Genomic DNA, 17,031 nt, shown 5'->3' on the forward strand with positions numbered 1-17,031 from the left:
TCCCATTGCACGAACTTGCCTACGGCACTGTATTTGGGGCTGCGGCAAAACCTATCAGGGAAAATCTGATAGAAGATGGCGTCCTTGACCCAGTCTGGCGCGAGTTTCGTTGAAGACCGGACCATGGTGCCTCTAGATGTTCCACATCGGGCGGCGCTTGCGCACGTCCACGAGCTTGCGGATTTCGGAATGGAGCGATGCGTTTGCCGTGAGTTCCTTGATGGTCACGGGAATCCTGTAGGTCCAGTTCTTGCCGCCGACCGTGCCGGGAATGTTCACGCGTTCTTCTTCGGCCGGGATTTCGGAAAGGGTTGAGGAAAGCGCGAAGAAATCTTGCACAGGCAAGATGCAGAAGAGACTGTTCGACGAGAATACGTGTTCAAGGATGTTGCGCACGGCGGGCGGGGTAAGCGTCTGCGGCGCGGCACCGGATAGCTGGGCGTGTGTCCAGTAGAGGTCGCGGTCGAAATCGGGTTCTTCCCAGAGCCCGCGGAGGCTCGAGGTGTCGTGGCAACTCGTGGTGCACACGGAGAGTCTCGGGTATTCGGCCATGTCGTAGTAGGGGCTGTACGGGGCATCCCAGTTGCGGGCCCAGCGCTCGATGCGCAGCGAAAGGATATTGAGTTTCTTGAGCACGGTGGGGACGCAGTGCGGGACGGCTCCGAGGTCTTCGGCACATACCAGCATGTCGGTCTCTTTCGCGAGGATAGAGAGAAGCTTCGTCGCGTTCTGTTCCCAGAGCCCTTCCTGCGAGGCTTCGTTTTCGTGGATGATTTCCTTGAGCTTTTCCTGCTCGTTTTCGGGGAGTGTCCTGAGAACGGGCTGGTTGTACCAGTACCAGAACGGGTAGTAGTTGTTTTCGTCGCCTGCCGGGATGAAAATGCGATTCCAGTAGACCTTCAGGAGGGCATCCTTCACGTTCTGCGGTTCGTCGAGAGTCGTGATGGCGCGTTCGCTATAGAATTGCGGCTTGAGGACGAATCGCGAAGGCTCGTTGGGCAGGCTTTCGAAGTAGACGGAAACCATGTTCTCGGTCTCGTCGCCCAGGAATTCGCGAAGCTGGTCCACGGAGTAGTTCGGGCGGCGCAGGTACTCGAGCGTCTCGCGGATGAACCCGGCGGCATGCAGACGGTCCCAGGTAAGCGGGACGCAGGGATTGAAGCGTCCGAGGATGCCCGTCACTTCGTTTTCGGGGATGGACCAGATGCGGAAGAATCCGAGCACGTGGTCGATGCGGTAGGCGTGGTAGAACTTGCTCGCCTGAGCGAGGCGGTCTTTCCACCAACGGAATCCGTCCGCCTCGATGACATCCCAGCGGTAGGTGGGGAATCCCCAGTTCTGGCCGCTGTAGCTGAACATGTCGGGAGGTGCGCCCGCGCGGTCGGAAAGCGAGAAGTACTTGCGGTTCGCCCACACGTCGGCGCTGTCCTCGTTGATGAGGATGGGAATGTCTCCCTTGATGTGGATGCCGAGTTTCGAAACCTCGCTCACGGCGGCCGTGAACTGCATCTCGGCGACGTACTGCATCCAGGCCTGGAAAAGTATGTCCTTGTGGTACTTGGTCCAGAGCTTCTCGATATCATCTGCCGTGGGATCCTTGAACTTTTTCCAGTCCTTCCAGCTCGACTCGGAATTCTGGGCCTTGAGTGTCGCGTAGGCGCAATAGGCTTTGGCCCATCCGTTCTTGTCGATCCAGTTCGAAAGGTCCTTGTCCTTCTTGAGCTCGTCGTAGCGGTTGTCGAAAATCTTGCGGAGAATGCCGCGCTTCCACGTGGATATCTTATAATAGTCGATGCGTTCTTCGCTTTCGAATCCTTCCTTGGCATCCTCGATTTCTTCCTCGAATTCGCTGGAGCCGCGGACTGACTGGATGTTGATGAACACCGGGTTCAGGGCGAATGCGCTCCGGGCGCTGTAGGGGCTCGCCTCGGCTCCGGTGTCGTTGACCGGCAAAAGCTGGATGATGTTGAAGTCGCAGAGCTTGCACCAGCCTGCGAAGGGAATGAGGTCGAGGAATTCGCCGATACCGATGTCAGCCTTGCTGCGGAGGCTGAAGAGGGGCACGGCTACGCCCGTCTGGAAGGAGGAAATATCACCGTAACGCATGCCCGAAATATAGATAAATCGGGAAAGAATATGCTATTATTCCTTGCATGAGTTGGGAATGTAGGTATTTGAGAGAGACTTTCTGTGACAAGCGGAAGCAGGAATGCTGCCCGGGTGCAAAGGGGTGCGTGCTGGAAGGCCGGTTCGCGTTCCCCCTTCGAGAAAACAAGGAAAAAGTGAAAAAAACCTCGTCCAAATGAAATCTGGACGAGGTTCGCAAACTTGTTTTGCCCGAACTTTATATTAAACGCAGAATCTCTTGCGTGGTCTGCTCGGCGAAGACGTTATCTTGTACTAGACGGCGGACCTCGGTCGGGTTGATGCGCGCGTACTCGGACAGTGCGCGGCCGATGCCGTTACGTATATAATAGTCGTCTTCCTTGGCGCAGGTGAGGCAGAACTGGCGCAGCAGCGGCCAGTCGGTACGGTCCTTGTACTGGATCTGGAAGATGATGGCGCTGCGGCGGACCCAGATGTTCGGATCGCGGATCCAGGAGGCAATCTTGCTGCGGAGCGCGGGGAGGCGGAGCGCGAGGTCTCCTAAAATGCAGGCGGCGAGCGTGTCGACCGTATCGCGCCAGGCACGGGTCTTGATAAGTTTCTTCAAGAAATTGAGATGCTGCCCCCCGAGCATTTCCTTGTGGCGGAAAAGGTAGTCGCATGCGGCGTACTGGATTTCGCGGTAGGGCTGCGACCACATGTCCTCGACCCGGGCTACCAACTCGGCGTCGTCTTTCGGCGGGTTCTTGTCGAATATGGGGTAGGTAACTTCGCGCCTTGGGACAAGACGGATTCCCAGGAAGTCAAACTGTTCGCGTGCCTTCTTGGACATCTCGTGGGATTCTTCTTCGTTAGCGATAGCGCGGAGCGCAAGTAGGATATCTTGAGTGAACCTTAACATGACGACACAAAAATAGTCCAGAAAGAATTTATTTTCTAGACCTTGACAAGCATTTTTTTTAAATTTTTTTCAGTTTTTTGAAATTTTTTGCAAAAAAAAGACAAAAATACTCTTGACAAATCGTTTTTTTTAAGTTTTTTGGGATTATGAGCGTGAATGAAGCCGTTTATGAGCGTGCGGTAATCGAGGTTCCCCCGGAACTCCGAGGCCCGTCCAATGAGGAAATATTGCAGAGGGAGGCTAGGGAGGACACGGCCAAGCGTCGCCGTTCGGCTACTAGGCCATCCAAGCGCGAACGCCTGAGGATGAAACAGGAAAAGGGGAGGGCGGACATGCTCAGGGTGGCGCGCTCGGTTTCGGAATCTTTCGCGCGTGCCCCCGTTGCAAGGCCCGGCTTTTCGGCAAAGGTCGAACCGGCCCCGGTTCTGGATGCGGAAAGGCCGATGTCGGGTGCCCGCCGGAAGTTGGACTCGCTGTTTTCCGCGCCGCGTCCGGCAGTGGAGAAACCCGTTGTTCCGGAAACGGCTAAGGTTGTGACGGCTCCTCCACCGGTACCCTCTTCGGGGCGTGTGCTCAAGGGCTCTTTCGGAGCAAAGCCGAGCGACGCGGCCAAGGCCAAGGTCTATTCGGCGGCAGAACTCGAACGCCAGCGCATGGAAGAGCGTGCGAAGAAGATCCGTGCGGCGCTGGCTGCGAAAAACAAGGCCGCGGCCCCAGCTGTCGGTCCCGACGGACTGCCCGTGAAGCGTCCGCGTGGCCGCCCGCGCAAGAACCCGCTACCGTAGAAAACCGTATAAAAAAACCGCCTTCTTTCGAAAGCGGTTTTTTTTTGAGAGGCAACGATCAGACTCGAACTGATGAATAAGGCTTTTGCAGAGCCGCCCCTTACCAACTTGGGTACGTCGCCAATGTGAGCGGCAATATAGGTAAATAAACTGCTTTTGCCAAGGGGGAATGGCTAAAAAAACTAATTTTTGCCCATGTTCGGTCGATTCAAGGGCTGGCTCCTAGCTTTCGCTTGCATGTTGTGGGTCAAAAGCCTGAGGGTAAAACTCAGGTTGCCCGAGGGGTATGCCCCCGGCGTGGTCGGAAGCTGGCATCAGGACCTGCTTGCCAGTTGTGCCGCTTTCCGCGGGTCGGGAATGCATATCCTTGTCTCGGAATCTTCGGACGGGGACCTTTTTGCCCGCGTAGCGCGGCGCCTGGGATACGTGGTGACTCGCGGTTCCGATAGCCACGGCGCATTGAACGTGCGTCACCTGGTGCGGACTTTGCAGGAAGGGGGACTCGTGGGAATGGCGCTTGACGGGCCTCGCGGTCCGGCACTGCAGGTCAAGCCTGGTTCCCTGTGGCTTGCCGAAAAGGCCGAAAGGCCGTTGTGGCTTGTCGAAGCCCGCTATGGCCGCCACGTGCGCCTCAAAAGCTGGGATAACTTTGTTGTTCCGTTCCCGATGACATCTATTGACATCGAAATTAAGTATTTTTGCAAAGAAAAAAGGTCCGACACCAGTCGGGAAAAGGAGTAGACATGATCGCATTGCCGCCGAAATTTGTTGCGTTTGACCTCGAAACGACAGGCCTTGTCAATACGAAGGATGAAATTGTCGAAATAGGAGCCGTGAAGTTCACCGTCGAGACGGACCCGAAAGGCAGGGTCGTCCCCAAGCTTATTTCGGAGTTCAACACGCTGGTGAACCCCAACATGATGATTCCCGAGGAGGCGTCGCGCGTGAACCATATTACCGACGCCATGGTAAAGGACGCCCCGCCGGTAGGTGAATGCCTCAAGAAGTTTACGGCCTTCTGCGGACAGGGATCCATCTTGCTTGCGCATAACGCGAACTTTGACGCGAGCTTCTTGCGCGTGGCCTACTCCAAGAACCCGCAGTTTATCCCGGGAAATCCCGTCATCGACAGCCTGGTCGTCGCCCGTACGATTTTGCCGGAACTCGAGAACCACAAGCTGGGCTACATGGCCGGCCTCTTCATGAAGCGCGGGGAATTCACGATGAAGATCGACCCCGCGAAGATGCACCGCGCCGTCTACGACTGCGAAATGCTCATGGAAGTGTTTGTCGCGCTCCTCCGCCGCCGGTTAAAGGAGAAGGACTGGGAAATGGGCAACATCATGGCGGGCATGGCCAAGTACAAGGGCGTGCCGCAGTTCATCAACAAGTAGGCGCCCGCCTTTCCCGTTTCCGGGTAAAAAGAAGGGGCCGCCAAGTGCGGCCCGGAAACACAAAATACCGCCAAAGTGTCCTTTGACGGTTTTTTAGTCTCTTTATTCGAGAATTAGATGCCGAGTTCGCGGGCGACAGCCTGGATACCGCACTTGTTGATCGTGCGGAGGCCGGCGGCGCTCACGCGGAGCGTGACCCAGCGGTCTTCTTCGGGAATGTAGAAGCGCTTCTTCTGGAGGTTGGGAAGCTGCTTCATCAACTTCTTGCGGTTGGAGTGGGAAACCATGTTGCCCACGAGGCCGGCCTTGCCGGTAACTTCACAAATGCGGCTCATAATGAAACTCCGTTGTTTTTCGGACACCAATTTTAGATAAAAATGGTCGAACTGTCAAGGCTAAAGTTAGTCTTGGAGCTCTTTGGGGAGGTTAAATTTGGTCGATTCCACCAATTTTATGAAATTTTCGATGGAAATCGGCTCAAAATGGGACTTTAGCCATTCCACGACCTCCTGGACCAGCACTTCGGGTGCGGATGCCCCGCTGGATACCCCGACGGATTCGATCCCCTCGAACCACGAGAGGTCGAGGTCGTTCACGTCGGCGATGAGATGGCTCTTGATTCCCTGTTCGAGGCCGAGTTCCATGAGTCGGCTCGAATTCGAGGAATTCTTGGCGCCGACCACGAGGAGCATGTCGACCTGCTTGCAGAGGTCGAGGACGGCCGCCTGGCGGTTGCCGGTCGCGTAGCAGAGGTCGCCCGCGTTCGGGCCGATGATGTTCGGGAAACGCTTCTTCAGGGCCTCGATAATCTTGTGGGTCTCGGCAACGGAGAGCGTCGTCTGGGTGATGTAGGCGAGTTCCTTGCCTTCGGGAACGTTGACTGTGGAGACGTCATCTTCGTTCCGGATGAGGGTGATGGCGCCTTCGGGGAGCTGCCCGAGCGTGCCTTCCACTTCGGCGTGCCCCGCATGCCCGATGAGGATGATGTGGCGCCCCGCATTGAAGTGGCGCTTCGCACTGTAGTGGACCTTGAGCACCAGCGGGCAACTTGCATCGAGCACCTTGAGGTGGCGCGCCTCGGCATCGGCGTAGATGTGTTCCGCGACCCCGTGCGCGGAGAAGATGACGACCGAGCCTTCCGGGACCTCGCTTACCTCGTCGACGAAGATGACGCCCTTTTCCCTGAGGGTGTCGACTACGAATTTGTTATGAACGATTTCGTGACGTACGTAGATGGGCGTGCCGAATTTTTCGAGGGCCTTCTCGACGATATGGATGGCGCGGTCGACTCCGGCGCAGAATCCGCGCGGTGTGGCAAGGACAATCTTTTTCATTACGTGTTTCCGTCTTGGAATTCCGGCAGGCCCCGCAGGAATTCGAGGAGCTGCCGGTAGGAATCTTGAATCTTGTTGCGTTCGTGGGCGAGGAAGGTTCCGACGAGTTTTGAATCGGGGAGCATGCGTCTCGGATAGTCGGCGGTGGTGTGCAACTGTGCGATGACACCTTCGCGGACGAGTGCCGCCGCATTTTCCTTTTGCCCTGCGGTGAAAGGCCCGATGCTGGTGGCTACACCTGCTTGTAGCGGTTCCCAAAAGTTATGGACTCCGAGTCCCCGTGCGAACGAACCTCCGACGACTGCCGTTTTCGAGATGGAAAGGACGTCGCCCGTGATGCCGAACTGGCTTACAATGGAGATGGCTCCCTTCTGCACGAGTGGCCAGTCGACAACCGTGTATTCTTCCTCGATGAGCGCCTTGCGGAATGTTTCGGCTTCTTCGGGACGCCGCGGAATCAGGACGACAGATTCCTGACGTTTGATGGAGGATTCCACCATGCGTTCGAGGCTGGTCCATTCGGAAAGGTGCATGGAGAGGAAGGCAACATCGACAGTCGGGTTTTCGACTGGCTTGAGCGGCTCGTTCTTGCGGACCCAGGGGAGGAGTTTCCAGTCGCCGCCGATGGCCGTTTTCGGGATGCGGAATTTCGAGGCCGCGTTCAGGAATCGCGAGAGGTCGTCGCCGGTCTGCATGCTTGCAAATGCAACGGGAGAAAAGTCGATCCCCGGCACGGACGCCCGGTAGCGGCCCGAGACGATGGCAACGGATGGCTTGATGTTCAGACGTCGCATGGTAGAAAGGTAGCCCGGCCAGAGCTCGTTCTCGCCGAGGATAAGCGCGATAGGCTTTACCTTCTTGGCAAAAAGACTCATGGTCGTCTGCGTGTCGGCGGGGGCGATTGAAACATCGATGTGCGACTCCGGGGCTTGCGACAGTGTCTTCTTGATGAACTCGACCACCTCCACCTTCTGCGTGGTGATGAGAATCCTGGGCAGGTTCGCGATGTCCTCTTGCAGGAACTTCGCGAGGTTCAGGAGCATCTTGCATTCCCCGAGGCTTGCCCCGTGCATCCACAGGAAGGGGCCTTCGGGCCAGGGACCGTTCAGGCGGTCGCCGATATGGAACCGTGTATTTACGGCAGGGACCTTAGCGACTGCCTTGGCGGCAGTGCCAATGGCGAATCGTGCAAAATCAATCGCGTTAAACATGTTTATCTCAGGCCGTGTAGATTTTGAGTAGAACCATTATCAAATTAAAAAATACGAACCAGAACCACGTGGAGGCATCGGCGCGGAATGCCTGTAAAACGGTGCGCGCGGGGCTGCCGCCGGAGTTGCGGCAGAAAAGCGCCTCGATATTCGCGGAACTCATCGGTGTTCTTTGGGCCCAGGCGCGCCAGGTGTCGCCGAACTTTTCTTCGAGGAAGCGGTCTTCGGCGCGGGCGAGCGCGTATTCGAAAAGGGCAATCGCAATAATGAAGATGTGAAAGAGCCCGCTCACGCCGAGGTGGAAAAAGATTGCGCCCAGCGCGATGTAGGTGTTCGACGTGTACAGCGGGTGGCGCATGTGCGCGTAGGGCCCTGTGGTAACTAGAGTGGCGGCCTCGTGCGTGGAGCCGCGCGTGTGCTGGCCTATAAACTGGCGGGCCCTGATGCGGAGCGCGATGCCCAGGACATAAAAGAGAAGCGTGCCGATGTAGGGCCCGACTTCCACCATACGGGAGTAATTTTGCGGGAACGGCGCTGCGGGGCAGGCGAGGAGTGCTATGGCGAACAGCGCGAGGATATAGCCGCGGAAGCGGTAGAGAATTTCGCTAGCCTTTCGCATGTTCCATCTCCACTACGTTGAAGCGGGACTGCGCCGTGGCGCTGAACGGGTCGTGGCTCGCCATGATGACCCACTTGCCGAGGGCGGCTGCGGTATCGAGGAATGCGAGGAGAATGCGTTCGCGGTCGTCGAGCGCGATGGCTGCCATCGGTTCGTCGAGGAGGACGGTGGGCGAGTCGCTTGCGAGTGCCCACAGGAGGGCGATGCGGGAGCGTTCCCCGCCCGAAAGGCCCTGCTTTTCGAGCAGGCGGTCGGTACCGGCGGTTCGCGCGAAGCTTGCGAGAAGGTCTGCCTTCGGGATGTTTGCGGGGTCGGAGACGCCCGCAGATTTCGGGCTTTTTTCGGGTGCCGAGCTGCCCGCGAATTTCACGCTGTTAAGTTGTTCTATAAGCAGGCGGCGGGGCGGGAGTTCCAGGTCTTGCGGGATAAAGAACACGTTTGCGGGCGTCGCGGCGTCCCACTCCTCGAGGCCTGCAAGCAGGCGCAATAGGGTCGATTTCCCGATGCCGTTCTGCCCGCGTAAAAGTACGGGCTTCTCTCTGGACAAAGTAATCCCGAAATCGCGATAGACCTGCGTACCGCACCCCTCGTAGGTGAAGTTCCCATGCGCGATTACAATGCTGTCGTCATTGCGAGCCTCGGAGAGGCGTGGCAATCTCGAACCCGCCTCCAGACCGCGCGCCTCCTGTTCACACGCTGCTCGCATCGGCAACCCCTCGAATTCCTCCAGCACGTCGCAGGCGCTCGCGGCGGCCCGGAACTGCGGCACGGCGCGGGCACATTCTTTCACCGGCTTGTAGCAGAGCAACAGCGCCGAGCAGAACAGCACGAGCCCCGTGCCGTCCATCCACCCGCGGGCGATAAGCATCGCGCAGAATGCGAGAACCGCGACCATCGCCACCACCGAGAGCGTCTCCATCGCGATGGAAAGCGCATTCTTGCGGATGCTCGCGTCTAGCCCCTTGCGGTTGAGCGTGCCTGCCTCTTCCGATACCTCGCGGGCAAGGTGCTCGATTTCGGCATTGCCGCTCCAGTTGCGGTATAGCCTGCGGGCGGTATTCAGCGAAAGCCTAAAGTTCGACCGCGCGTACAGGAGCGATTCTTCTTGCGGGCCGAGCGCGTGGAGCCTGCGCTGCATCCAGGCGACAAACGGCACCACCGCCGCAAACAGGAATAGCGTGAGCGGCCACGAGATGTACAGGAGCACCGGCAAGAAGATAGCGAGTTGCAAAAGCGCCTGCACCAGCTGGAAATACGCCCCGGCGTTGCTCTGGAGCGAGAGCGTCGCCTCGTAGGCGGCCTCGACCTTCGAATCGCCCGAACCGTCGTGGAAAAGCCGGGGCGAAAGCGTGCGGATGCGCCCGAGGAACCACTCGGTGACGCTTTTCCCGGTATTGAACAGGAATGTTTCGGAATTGCGGGCCTTCGCGAACATGAACACCAGACGGAGCGCGGCGAGAAGGGCCATCAGGCCTGCCCATTCCCAGAGGGTAAACGGCGAACTGCCCTCGAGCAGCCCCATGAACGAGCGGATGCCCCACAGGAGCCCCGCGTCGGCGAGGCTTGCCATGAGAGCGAGCGGCAAATACCGCAAAATCCCGCGCAAAAGGGACTTTTTTAGCCTTTTTTTGATGTTCACCGAAAAAAAATACAAAAAATGTCGCTCGGCCCCCTTTACAAAATCGCCCGATTAACTATATTTGGCCCTACATAAGACGCCCCTATCGTCTAGTGGCCCAGGACTCGGGATTTTCATTCCCGCAACAGCGGTTCGAAACCGCTTGGGGGTACGAAAGAAACCAATCGAAAGATTGGTTTCTTTCTTTTTTGGTTGCGCTTAGTTAAAGAAGTTCAACAAAGCGCTCGCCGAAAGACGGAACTTTGTCTACAATTCCAGAGCTTTCAAGTAGTCCTTTCAACGGTTCAAAATGCGGAGTATATTTTCTTCCGCACATTGGCTGCAGAAAGCCAACCGCCCTGTTCGGCGGAACGTTCTCCATCGGCGAGAGCCTCCTGGAGTTTCAAGACGGCTCTTTTCTGCTTCGAGTCTGCCGTAATCCTATCAATGGTCGATGTTGGTTTTATCATCACGCTTCAAATCTATTTTCATGTTGTTTCATAGTCAAGAGATGGGTTGTCTTATACTGAAAAAAGTTGACACTACTCAAAAAAGCAGGAGTAGTGCCAATGAAGACAAAACAGGTAATAAAGAGAGTCGCGGAATACGACCAGTTCGGATATCCCCGATGGACTAGCGTTACCACCGAAAAGCGCATCTTCGACGACGAAGACAAAATGGCGGTTGTCGCCGAATACCAGGCGGGAAAGATGACTGCGGCACAAATCGTCGAGAAGTACCACCTAAGCAGCAGGCAGGTCCTATTCAACTGGATGGACCGCTACCTGCGCGAAGAATCGCTATCTTTGGGGGCAAGCGAGGCTGAAGACATGGCCAAGGACCCCGAAGAAAGGATACGCGAGCTTGAACTCGAGAACCGTCGCCTGCAGAAGGCGCTGGATACCGAGACGCTGCGCGCGAAGGCCTTCGACACCATGATAGAGCTTGCCGAGAGCAAGTTCAACATACCCATCAGAAAAAAATCTGGCACCAAACGGTAGCCCTGCTACGCAGGAGGCTCCCGGGCACATCCCTGGATGCCCTCTGCGGGCTGTTTGGTTATAGCAGGCAGGCGTTCTACAAGCGAAGCGACAATGACTTCGCGGGCGACGCGATGGAGTGCGTGGTCCTGGACGCGGCACGCCGTTACCGCAAGGACAACCCCGGACTTGGCTGCGCGAAACTGCACAGGATCATCTCGGCCAGCATGGGGGCTCCGGACATGATGGGCCGGGACTCGTTCGTGGAGCTGCTCCGGGAAAACGACCTCATGGTGCGACTGAAGCGGCGCAGGCGCTACAGGACGACGAACTCGGAACACAACTACAGGAAGTACCCGAACCTGATCGCAGGCGTAGTCCCGAACCGTCCGAACCAGATATGGGTCGCGGACATCACCTACGTGGAAAACGACGAGGGCGTGTGCTACCTGTCACTGGTGACGGACGCCTACTCGCACAAGATCGTTGGCTGGGCGCTTGGCCCGACGCTGGAAACACGCTATCCGCTAAAGGCGCTGCTCATGGCGCTGGGCACGATCCCGCTCGAACACGCCCACGCCCTGATACACCACTCCGACAGGGGCAGCCAATACTGCAGCCACGAATATGTGGGAGTGCTCAAGAAACTCAACATAGGCATCAGCATGACACAAAGCGGCGATCCGCTGGAGAACGCCGTCGCGGAACGCGCAAACGGCATCCTGAAAACTGAATGGCTGTACAAGATGAAGTTCGCAACACGCAAGGAGTGCCAGGCCGAACTCGAGAGAATAATCCCGTTCTACAACGGTGAACGGCCCCACATGAGCATCGGGATGCAGACTCCTAACGAAGCGCACGGTCAAGAGGGACCGCAAAAAAGGTGCTGGAAGACGCCCCGCGAACGTCGCGAGGCAGGCAAAAAGATATCTTTGGATGAAGAAGGCCCAGTCGGCAGTGACAACCAAGTCGGTTGAACTGTCAACCGGGATCGATATACCGGGAAAAAGGTGTAAACCAAGTCAGAGAAACTGTCAACCCGGTCAGTAAAATCACCTAAGAAGTGTCAACCTTTTTCAGTGATGGTCAGGTTATGTCGTGAAAAATCTTGCGCTTTTGGCTCGATTTATGGGAAGTTTAAAAATGTATTGCATTTGTGCGGACAATTATATATATTAAAAATATGAACAAGACTGCAAATTTATACGCTCGCATTGAGCCCGATGTCAAGGAACAGGCCGAAAGCGTCCTGGAAACCCTCGGCATATCCGTTTCCAGCGCCATCAACATGTTTTATAAGCAGATTATTCTGCAACAGGGAATTCCCTTCGAGGTGAAGTTGCCTAAGGCTCCCGAAAACGCAGCCAAATGGTCAAAAGAACGTCTCGATGTGGAACTTGAGAAGGGGTACAACGATATGCTGAAAGGCCGCACCCGCCCTGCCGCGATGGTTCTTTCCGACGTCAAGAAGAAATATAAGGTATGAATTTTGAAGTCCATTTTTCTTCCGCTGCGCAGGCAGACATCGATCAAATCTTTGACTATATCAGCATAGCGCTTTGTTCGCCTGTCGCTGCCAAGAATCTAATGGCAAAATTTCAGGAATCGGTAAACACGTTATCCGATTTTCCCGACGCCTTTGCCTTATGCCAAGATGAACCTTGGATTTTGCGTGAAGTACGTACAATGCCAGTCGGGAATTACCGACTATTTTATCATGTCAATCATGACATGCAGAAAGTCGTTATATTGCGTGTCTTTTATTGCAGACAAGAAGCGAAGTAGTCATAATGCGTACTTGAAAAAATTTTCCGGGCAGAATAGGTTATATTTATAAGTGGCGGCTGTTTAGGCCAAGGTGTAGATAATATGATGGAATTCTTTGAAATTAGACGGAACATGTTTTCGAGAATGATGTTTTTCTGCAAAACTCTATTTTACAACAACTAAAACGTTAAAACTTTTTATTGCTATTTTGAAATGGAGAATAATTGTGTTTTTTTATAATAAATTTACAACATTTGGGAAGTGAATAATTTATACAATGGATAATCTAGAAATTTAAAGTAGTCTACATGAATAAATTAAGAAAAAAAATACTTGTGATAGCCACAATTCCTATAGGAGTAGTTCTTCTTTGTCCTTTATTTCTTTTGGGTTTAACAAAGTTGTTTGAATTAGACGATAGATGGCGAAAGGAAGAATTTTCAAGCCTTTTTCAAAAAGAAACTCGTACATTTGACGAATTACAGGAGTTTATTCTAGATACAATAAGATACAATGAAAAAACAATTACAATATATGGGTTTAAAGAAAAAAAGCCAATCTTGTTGCTGTCTTTAGATGACGGTAAAACTTGGAAAATGACAAATACAAGTTTGAATGAAAATATTCTCTTCAGCGATGATTCTGATAAATGGAACTATTGGGGAATGGGAATGATAGAAGGAAAAATTGGAGAAATTTATGTAAACAAACTTGATTCTTTTTTGAAGAGTCCGAATTTTTTGCTGGAAAAGAGAAAAAAATACTATCTGAACAACCTTTGCAGTACCGACGCGGTATATGCGCAAAAAGAAAAAAATTGGATTGTTTGTGGATATGACGAATACGCCTCATCTACATATGAAGTTCGTATTTTGCATAGAAACAGAGACGGATTTCATATTTTTAGTACTATTCCTTACAAGAGACATATATGGCTTTCTGATGCTTTAAATCCATCTGATTTTTATGTTAAAGATTCTCTAATGGCCGGAATATTTAAATTTAGGGTGGGAGCCGGTCGTTGGTTTCATTATTTGTACTATAGTATTGATGCAGGAAAAACATGGCGGAATGAAAAAATTCCATCTTTTGATAAAGAACGTTTGGCCGTTATAAAAAATAATATTATTGTTCTTGGGGTAAACTATTCTTATAATGAAAAAAAAGGAAAGGTCATCATTCTCACGATGCCGATACCGAAAAAATAATCCTATAGAAGATGAAAAAGCCTGTAGCCATAATAATTTCCCTTGGCGCCCTTGCGGTGCTATTGTTCGTTCTTCTGGTTATTCAATCTAATTGTGTGGGCAACTACTATATGACAAAGATTGATCCGGTATATATAATTCCGAACGAATCCAGCATGTGCAGGTTTGAAGTGAACCAAATGAACAACGGCTCTGGCGACTGGTGGATTTATGCTCAGGATGATTCAAATTATTACTTCTTTCTCGGATACGATTCGCTGCCTTACATTGTATTTTCAAGGAGCACGGCGGAAAAATGTATAGGATTCGATAAAGTTAATGTTGACACGTGGTGTGGAATTGATACGAACGAAATTGTATTTCAAGTTAAATACAGAAACATAAAGGCAAAAGACTCGACCGTTATTTATGCGGAACGTCTGGACGGTCGTGATACAATATGTTGTGATGACAATTCATGTAAGTGTGCAATGTGCCGTTTGCATAGGAATGATTACAAGCGTTATTGTGAGACGGACTCTGATTCTTGTGAAACGGTTATTTTTAAAATAAAGTTTAGGGACATGAAGGCTCGATATAGTTGCGAGGGACCGCCAGAAGAACGTGTTTGTGATGATACTGTTGTATTTATATTTCCTTTAGATTCTTCCGTAGTGATTAAAACACCGATGCCGAAGAATACAGAAAGTACATGGAACTGTAAGCATTAATTCTTTATGACTTCGAAGAAAGAGTACATATTTATCGCGGGGACTTATACTCTCATTCAATCTATTGCCGTTGGATGTTTTATGGTGCATGCGGCCATTGCCAACAATCCGCAGGGAGAGTTTTATTCGGAATCAGGTGTTGCTTGGGGCGAAATAGCGGCTGTTTTTGTGTCTTGGTTTGTTGGAAATGTTGCTTTTTGTTCGGTGATATTCGCACTTGTTTTCTTTATAAAGTATATTACAAGAAGATGACAAGGTCTACATTCATAAAATTTTTTCTCGGCACCCTTGCAGCGGTCTCCTTTTTGGGTTCACTTGTACTCACGTTTCTTGCGCTGCTTATTCCGCTGCGCCCGTATGACTGGGGCCCTCCTGACGGTCTCTCTTTGCAGACTGATGACGATTGTGCCTGCTTTATTTTTGAGTCATGTTTTTTAAGTACATTCCTATTGGGAATCTCTTTGATAAGTTTGAAATTCGCGAAAATTGGCATCTCCAAGAAAATGGCGACTAAAATTGTGTATATGTTTTGGATTGTAGTCACGCTGGCAAGAATGTTTTATGTGCTCCCATATTATCATGGTTGATTATGAAAAAAAAAAGAGTCCGCATGCGCGAACTCTTTTTTAATTTGTCTATAAGACTTACTTGAGGGTGCTGACCTGCACGTCCCAGCTCTGGTTGCCAAGGGCAATGCGGTAGGTGCTCGTTGCACCGGCCTTCATGTTCTTGGTGTCCACTGCCGGAGCGGCGTTCGGGTCCTTCTTCGGCACGCCAATGTGGCGGTTGCCCTTGAGGAACTCGATACCCTTGTTGCCAGCCTTCGTCTGGAGGCAGCCCGTGATGAAGATGGTCTCGTCGGTAACCGGCAGGCCATTTTCTTCGAGGAGCTTCTTCGCAGCCGGGATGCCCGGCGGCAAGATTTCTTCGGCGCACTGGATGCCCGGGTAGGCTTCCTTGAACGGCTTCATGTTGAACTGGTCGGCGGCGATCTTCACGAGTTCCGGATCCGGTTCGCACGGGGTCTTGCCCTGGTAGCCGAGGAGCATCTTGCCGTAGCCTTCCGTCATCTTGAACCACGTACCGCGGCCTGCGGCCTGGTTCAGGGTGTTCATGTAGGCCTGCTGGAAGTAGAACTGGGAAACCGGCGTCACGGAAGAGGCAAAGCCACCGCGGCGGACGCATTCACTCATGTTCTCGATAACCTTCGGGAACAGGTGGAAGGTCTTGGTTTCACGCATCATGAGGGTGTTGGCGGTAAGAGCGCCACCCGGCATGGGGCTGAAGATCACGTCGGTCGTAATCTGGCGTGCTTCAGGCGGGAAGTTGTAGTCCTTGAGGCATTCAACGGCGACGTTGTTCGCTTCCATGAGTTCCGGAATGTGATCGTCGACGATGCTATCTTCACCGAGGGCGAGCTTGTATTCCGTGCCCTTGAGGGCGTGGAACATGGAGAACAGGTCGGGCTGAGCCGTACCGCCGGAGAGCGGCTTGCGGCCGAGGTCAACGCCATCAGCGCCACCTTCGATAGCGGCCTTGTACTGGGCCACACCGGTACCGCAGGTGTCATGGCTGTGAATGCGGAGTTCGACGTTGTCGCCGAGGAGCTTGCGGGCGCGCTTGAAGGTTTCGTAAACCTTGGTCGGGTTCGTGGTACCGGAAGCGTCCTTGAAGCAGACGGATGCGAACGGAACGCCCGCGTCCAGAATGTTGCGGAGGATGCGTTCGTAGAATTCCGGGTTGTGGGCGGCGTTGAGGTCGCATCCCGGAGGCAGTTCCATCATGGTCACGACGACTTCGTGTTCCAGACCGGCGTCGGTGATGCACTTGCCGGAGTAGATCAGGTTGTTCACGTCGTTGAGGGCGTCAAAGTTACGGATGCGGGTCATGCCGTGCTTCTTGAACATGTCGGCATGGAGCTTGATCATGTCGCGCGGCTGCGGGGCGAGGGCCACCACGTTGATACCGCGGGCGAGGGTCTGCAGGCGGACGTTCGGGCCCACGACGCGACGGAATTCGTCCATCATGTCGAAGGCGTCTTCGCCGCAGTTCTGGTAAAGGGCCTGGAAACGGGCGCCACCACCAGCTTCAAAGTGGGTGATGCCGGCCTTGCAGGCAGCTTCGACGGCGGGCATGAAGTCCTTCGCGAAGACACGGGCACCGAAAATAGACTGGAAACCATCGCGGAACGAGGTATCCTGGAACTTGATCTTTTTCATAGTGTTTCCTTGTGGGATAAATCCCTTGTTTTACTGTACAATAAAATACGGGGGGAAAGATAGTTAATTAGTGGGTGGTGGGGAGTAAGCAATGGGCGGAAAGAATTGGAAAGTTGAGCTTTTTTTTGCTTGTGAAACTGATGATTACGGCGCCTGTAACCGTTATATTTTGATAATCA

The 17,031-nt window shown here is 53.4% G+C and carries 19 protein-coding genes and 2 tRNA genes; 11 read left to right on the forward strand and 10 right to left on the reverse strand.

What is annotated here, in order from left to right; translation table 11 throughout:
- Window positions 1-132: 132 nt before the first annotated feature.
- Window positions 133-2,106, reverse strand: a complete 1,974-nt coding sequence (locus tag B4A77_RS11955; protein WP_290735135.1) for a 4-alpha-glucanotransferase — start codon at window positions 2,104-2,106, stop codon at window positions 133-135.
- Window positions 2,107-2,344: 238 nt separating this feature from the next.
- Window positions 2,345-3,007, reverse strand: a complete 663-nt coding sequence (locus B4A77_RS11960) for a DNA alkylation repair protein (RefSeq protein WP_173365672.1) — start codon at window positions 3,005-3,007, stop codon at window positions 2,345-2,347.
- A gap of 146 nt (window positions 3,008-3,153) precedes the next feature.
- Between B4A77_RS11960 and B4A77_RS11965 the strand changes: the two genes are divergently transcribed.
- Window positions 3,154-3,792, forward strand: coding sequence for a hypothetical protein (locus B4A77_RS11965; protein ID WP_290741002.1), 639 nt, complete (start codon window positions 3,154-3,156; stop codon window positions 3,790-3,792).
- A gap of 49 nt (window positions 3,793-3,841) precedes the next feature.
- Here the strand turns inward: B4A77_RS11965 and B4A77_RS11970 are convergent.
- Window positions 3,842-3,914 (reverse strand) — tRNA-Cys (locus B4A77_RS11970).
- A 115-nt stretch (window positions 3,915-4,029) separates the two neighbouring features.
- Here B4A77_RS11970 and B4A77_RS11975 point away from each other — a divergent pair.
- Both B4A77_RS11975 and B4A77_RS11980 read left to right on the forward strand, forming a co-directional pair.
- The gene (locus B4A77_RS11975) at window positions 4,030-4,533 is read left to right on the forward strand and encodes a lysophospholipid acyltransferase family protein (protein ID WP_290741005.1); all 504 of its coding nucleotides are present in this window, start codon (window positions 4,030-4,032) and stop codon (window positions 4,531-4,533) included.
- A gap of 2 nt (window positions 4,534-4,535) precedes the next feature.
- Window positions 4,536-5,186: a 3'-5' exonuclease gene (locus tag B4A77_RS11980; RefSeq protein ID WP_173365669.1), complete on the forward strand. Its 651-nt coding sequence runs from the start codon at window positions 4,536-4,538 to the stop codon at window positions 5,184-5,186.
- Window positions 5,187-5,299: 113 nt separating this feature from the next.
- On the opposite strand, the gene rpmB is transcribed toward B4A77_RS11980, so the two are convergent.
- The 5 genes from rpmB to B4A77_RS12005 all read right to left on the reverse strand — a co-directional run bounded on the left by rpmB (window position 5,300) and on the right by B4A77_RS12005 (window position 9,935).
- Window positions 5,300-5,521 carry a 50S ribosomal protein L28 gene (rpmB, locus tag B4A77_RS11985; RefSeq protein ID WP_173318737.1) on the reverse strand — a complete coding sequence of 74 codons (222 nt, stop codon included), beginning with the start codon at window positions 5,519-5,521 and terminating at the stop codon, window positions 5,300-5,302.
- A 66-nt stretch (window positions 5,522-5,587) separates the two neighbouring features.
- Window positions 5,588-6,520, reverse strand: a complete 933-nt coding sequence (ispH, locus tag B4A77_RS11990) for a 4-hydroxy-3-methylbut-2-enyl diphosphate reductase (protein WP_173381418.1) — start codon at window positions 6,518-6,520, stop codon at window positions 5,588-5,590.
- Window positions 6,520-7,731, reverse strand: a complete 1,212-nt coding sequence (locus B4A77_RS11995) for a 3-deoxy-D-manno-octulosonic acid transferase (RefSeq protein ID WP_290730601.1) — start codon at window positions 7,729-7,731, stop codon at window positions 6,520-6,522. The genes ispH and B4A77_RS11995 overlap by 1 nt, the downstream gene beginning before the upstream one ends.
- A gap of 7 nt (window positions 7,732-7,738) precedes the next feature.
- Entirely contained in the window at window positions 7,739-8,350 is a 612-nt protein-coding gene (locus B4A77_RS12000; RefSeq protein ID WP_290730598.1) for a methyltransferase family protein, read from the reverse strand.
- Window positions 8,337-9,935, reverse strand: a complete 1,599-nt coding sequence (locus B4A77_RS12005; protein ID WP_290741008.1) for an ABC transporter ATP-binding protein — start codon at window positions 9,933-9,935, stop codon at window positions 8,337-8,339. The genes B4A77_RS12000 and B4A77_RS12005 overlap by 14 nt, the downstream gene beginning before the upstream one ends.
- 132 nt (window positions 9,936-10,067) lie before the next feature.
- Here B4A77_RS12005 and B4A77_RS12010 point away from each other — a divergent pair.
- Window positions 10,068-10,140, forward strand: a tRNA-Glu gene (locus B4A77_RS12010).
- Window positions 10,141-10,273: 133 nt separating this feature from the next.
- Here B4A77_RS12010 and B4A77_RS12015 read toward each other — a convergent pair.
- On the reverse strand, window positions 10,274-10,438 hold the full coding sequence (locus B4A77_RS12015) for a hypothetical protein (protein ID WP_290730593.1): 165 nt from the start codon (window positions 10,436-10,438) through the stop codon (window positions 10,274-10,276).
- Between the two features lie 99 nt (window positions 10,439-10,537).
- Here B4A77_RS12015 and B4A77_RS12020 point away from each other — a divergent pair, with 99 nt between their 5' ends.
- The 7 genes from B4A77_RS12020 (at window position 10,538) to B4A77_RS12050 (ending at window position 14,885) form a co-directional block, all read left to right on the forward strand.
- On the forward strand, window positions 10,538-10,969 hold the full coding sequence (locus tag B4A77_RS12020) for a transposase (protein WP_173382217.1): 432 nt from the start codon (window positions 10,538-10,540) through the stop codon (window positions 10,967-10,969).
- A gap of 32 nt (window positions 10,970-11,001) precedes the next feature.
- Window positions 11,002-11,925 (forward strand): IS3 family transposase, encoded by a 924-nt coding sequence (locus tag B4A77_RS12025; protein ID WP_290727036.1) that lies wholly within the window; start codon window positions 11,002-11,004, stop codon window positions 11,923-11,925.
- 206 nt (window positions 11,926-12,131) lie between these two features.
- Window positions 12,132-12,434: a type II toxin-antitoxin system RelB/DinJ family antitoxin gene (locus tag B4A77_RS12030; RefSeq protein ID WP_290730590.1), complete on the forward strand. Its 303-nt coding sequence runs from the start codon at window positions 12,132-12,134 to the stop codon at window positions 12,432-12,434.
- A complete protein-coding gene (locus B4A77_RS12035; RefSeq protein ID WP_290730586.1) occupies window positions 12,431-12,733 on the forward strand; it encodes a type II toxin-antitoxin system RelE/ParE family toxin in 303 nt (100 codons plus the stop codon). Before B4A77_RS12030 ends, B4A77_RS12035 begins: the two co-directional genes overlap by 4 nt.
- Window positions 12,734-13,023: 290 nt before the next feature.
- Entirely contained in the window at window positions 13,024-13,923 is a 900-nt protein-coding gene (locus B4A77_RS12040) for an enterotoxin domain protein (RefSeq protein ID WP_290730583.1), read from the forward strand.
- A gap of 11 nt (window positions 13,924-13,934) precedes the next feature.
- Entirely contained in the window at window positions 13,935-14,633 is a 699-nt protein-coding gene (locus B4A77_RS12045) for a hypothetical protein (RefSeq protein WP_290741011.1), read from the forward strand.
- Window positions 14,634-14,639: 6 nt separating this feature from the next.
- Complete coding sequence (locus tag B4A77_RS12050) at window positions 14,640-14,885, forward strand: hypothetical protein (RefSeq protein ID WP_290730577.1); 246 nt, start codon at window positions 14,640-14,642, stop codon at window positions 14,883-14,885.
- A gap of 392 nt (window positions 14,886-15,277) precedes the next feature.
- Here B4A77_RS12050 and B4A77_RS12055 read toward each other — a convergent pair whose 3' ends face one another.
- The gene (locus B4A77_RS12055; protein WP_073114990.1) at window positions 15,278-16,852 is read right to left on the reverse strand and encodes a biotin attachment protein; all 1,575 of its coding nucleotides are present in this window, start codon (window positions 16,850-16,852) and stop codon (window positions 15,278-15,280) included.
- Window positions 16,853-17,031 lie beyond the last annotated feature (179 nt).

This window comes from Fibrobacter sp. UBA3718 (assembly GCF_002371935.1).
Classification (GTDB): domain Bacteria; phylum Fibrobacterota; class Fibrobacteria; order Fibrobacterales; family Fibrobacteraceae; genus Fibrobacter.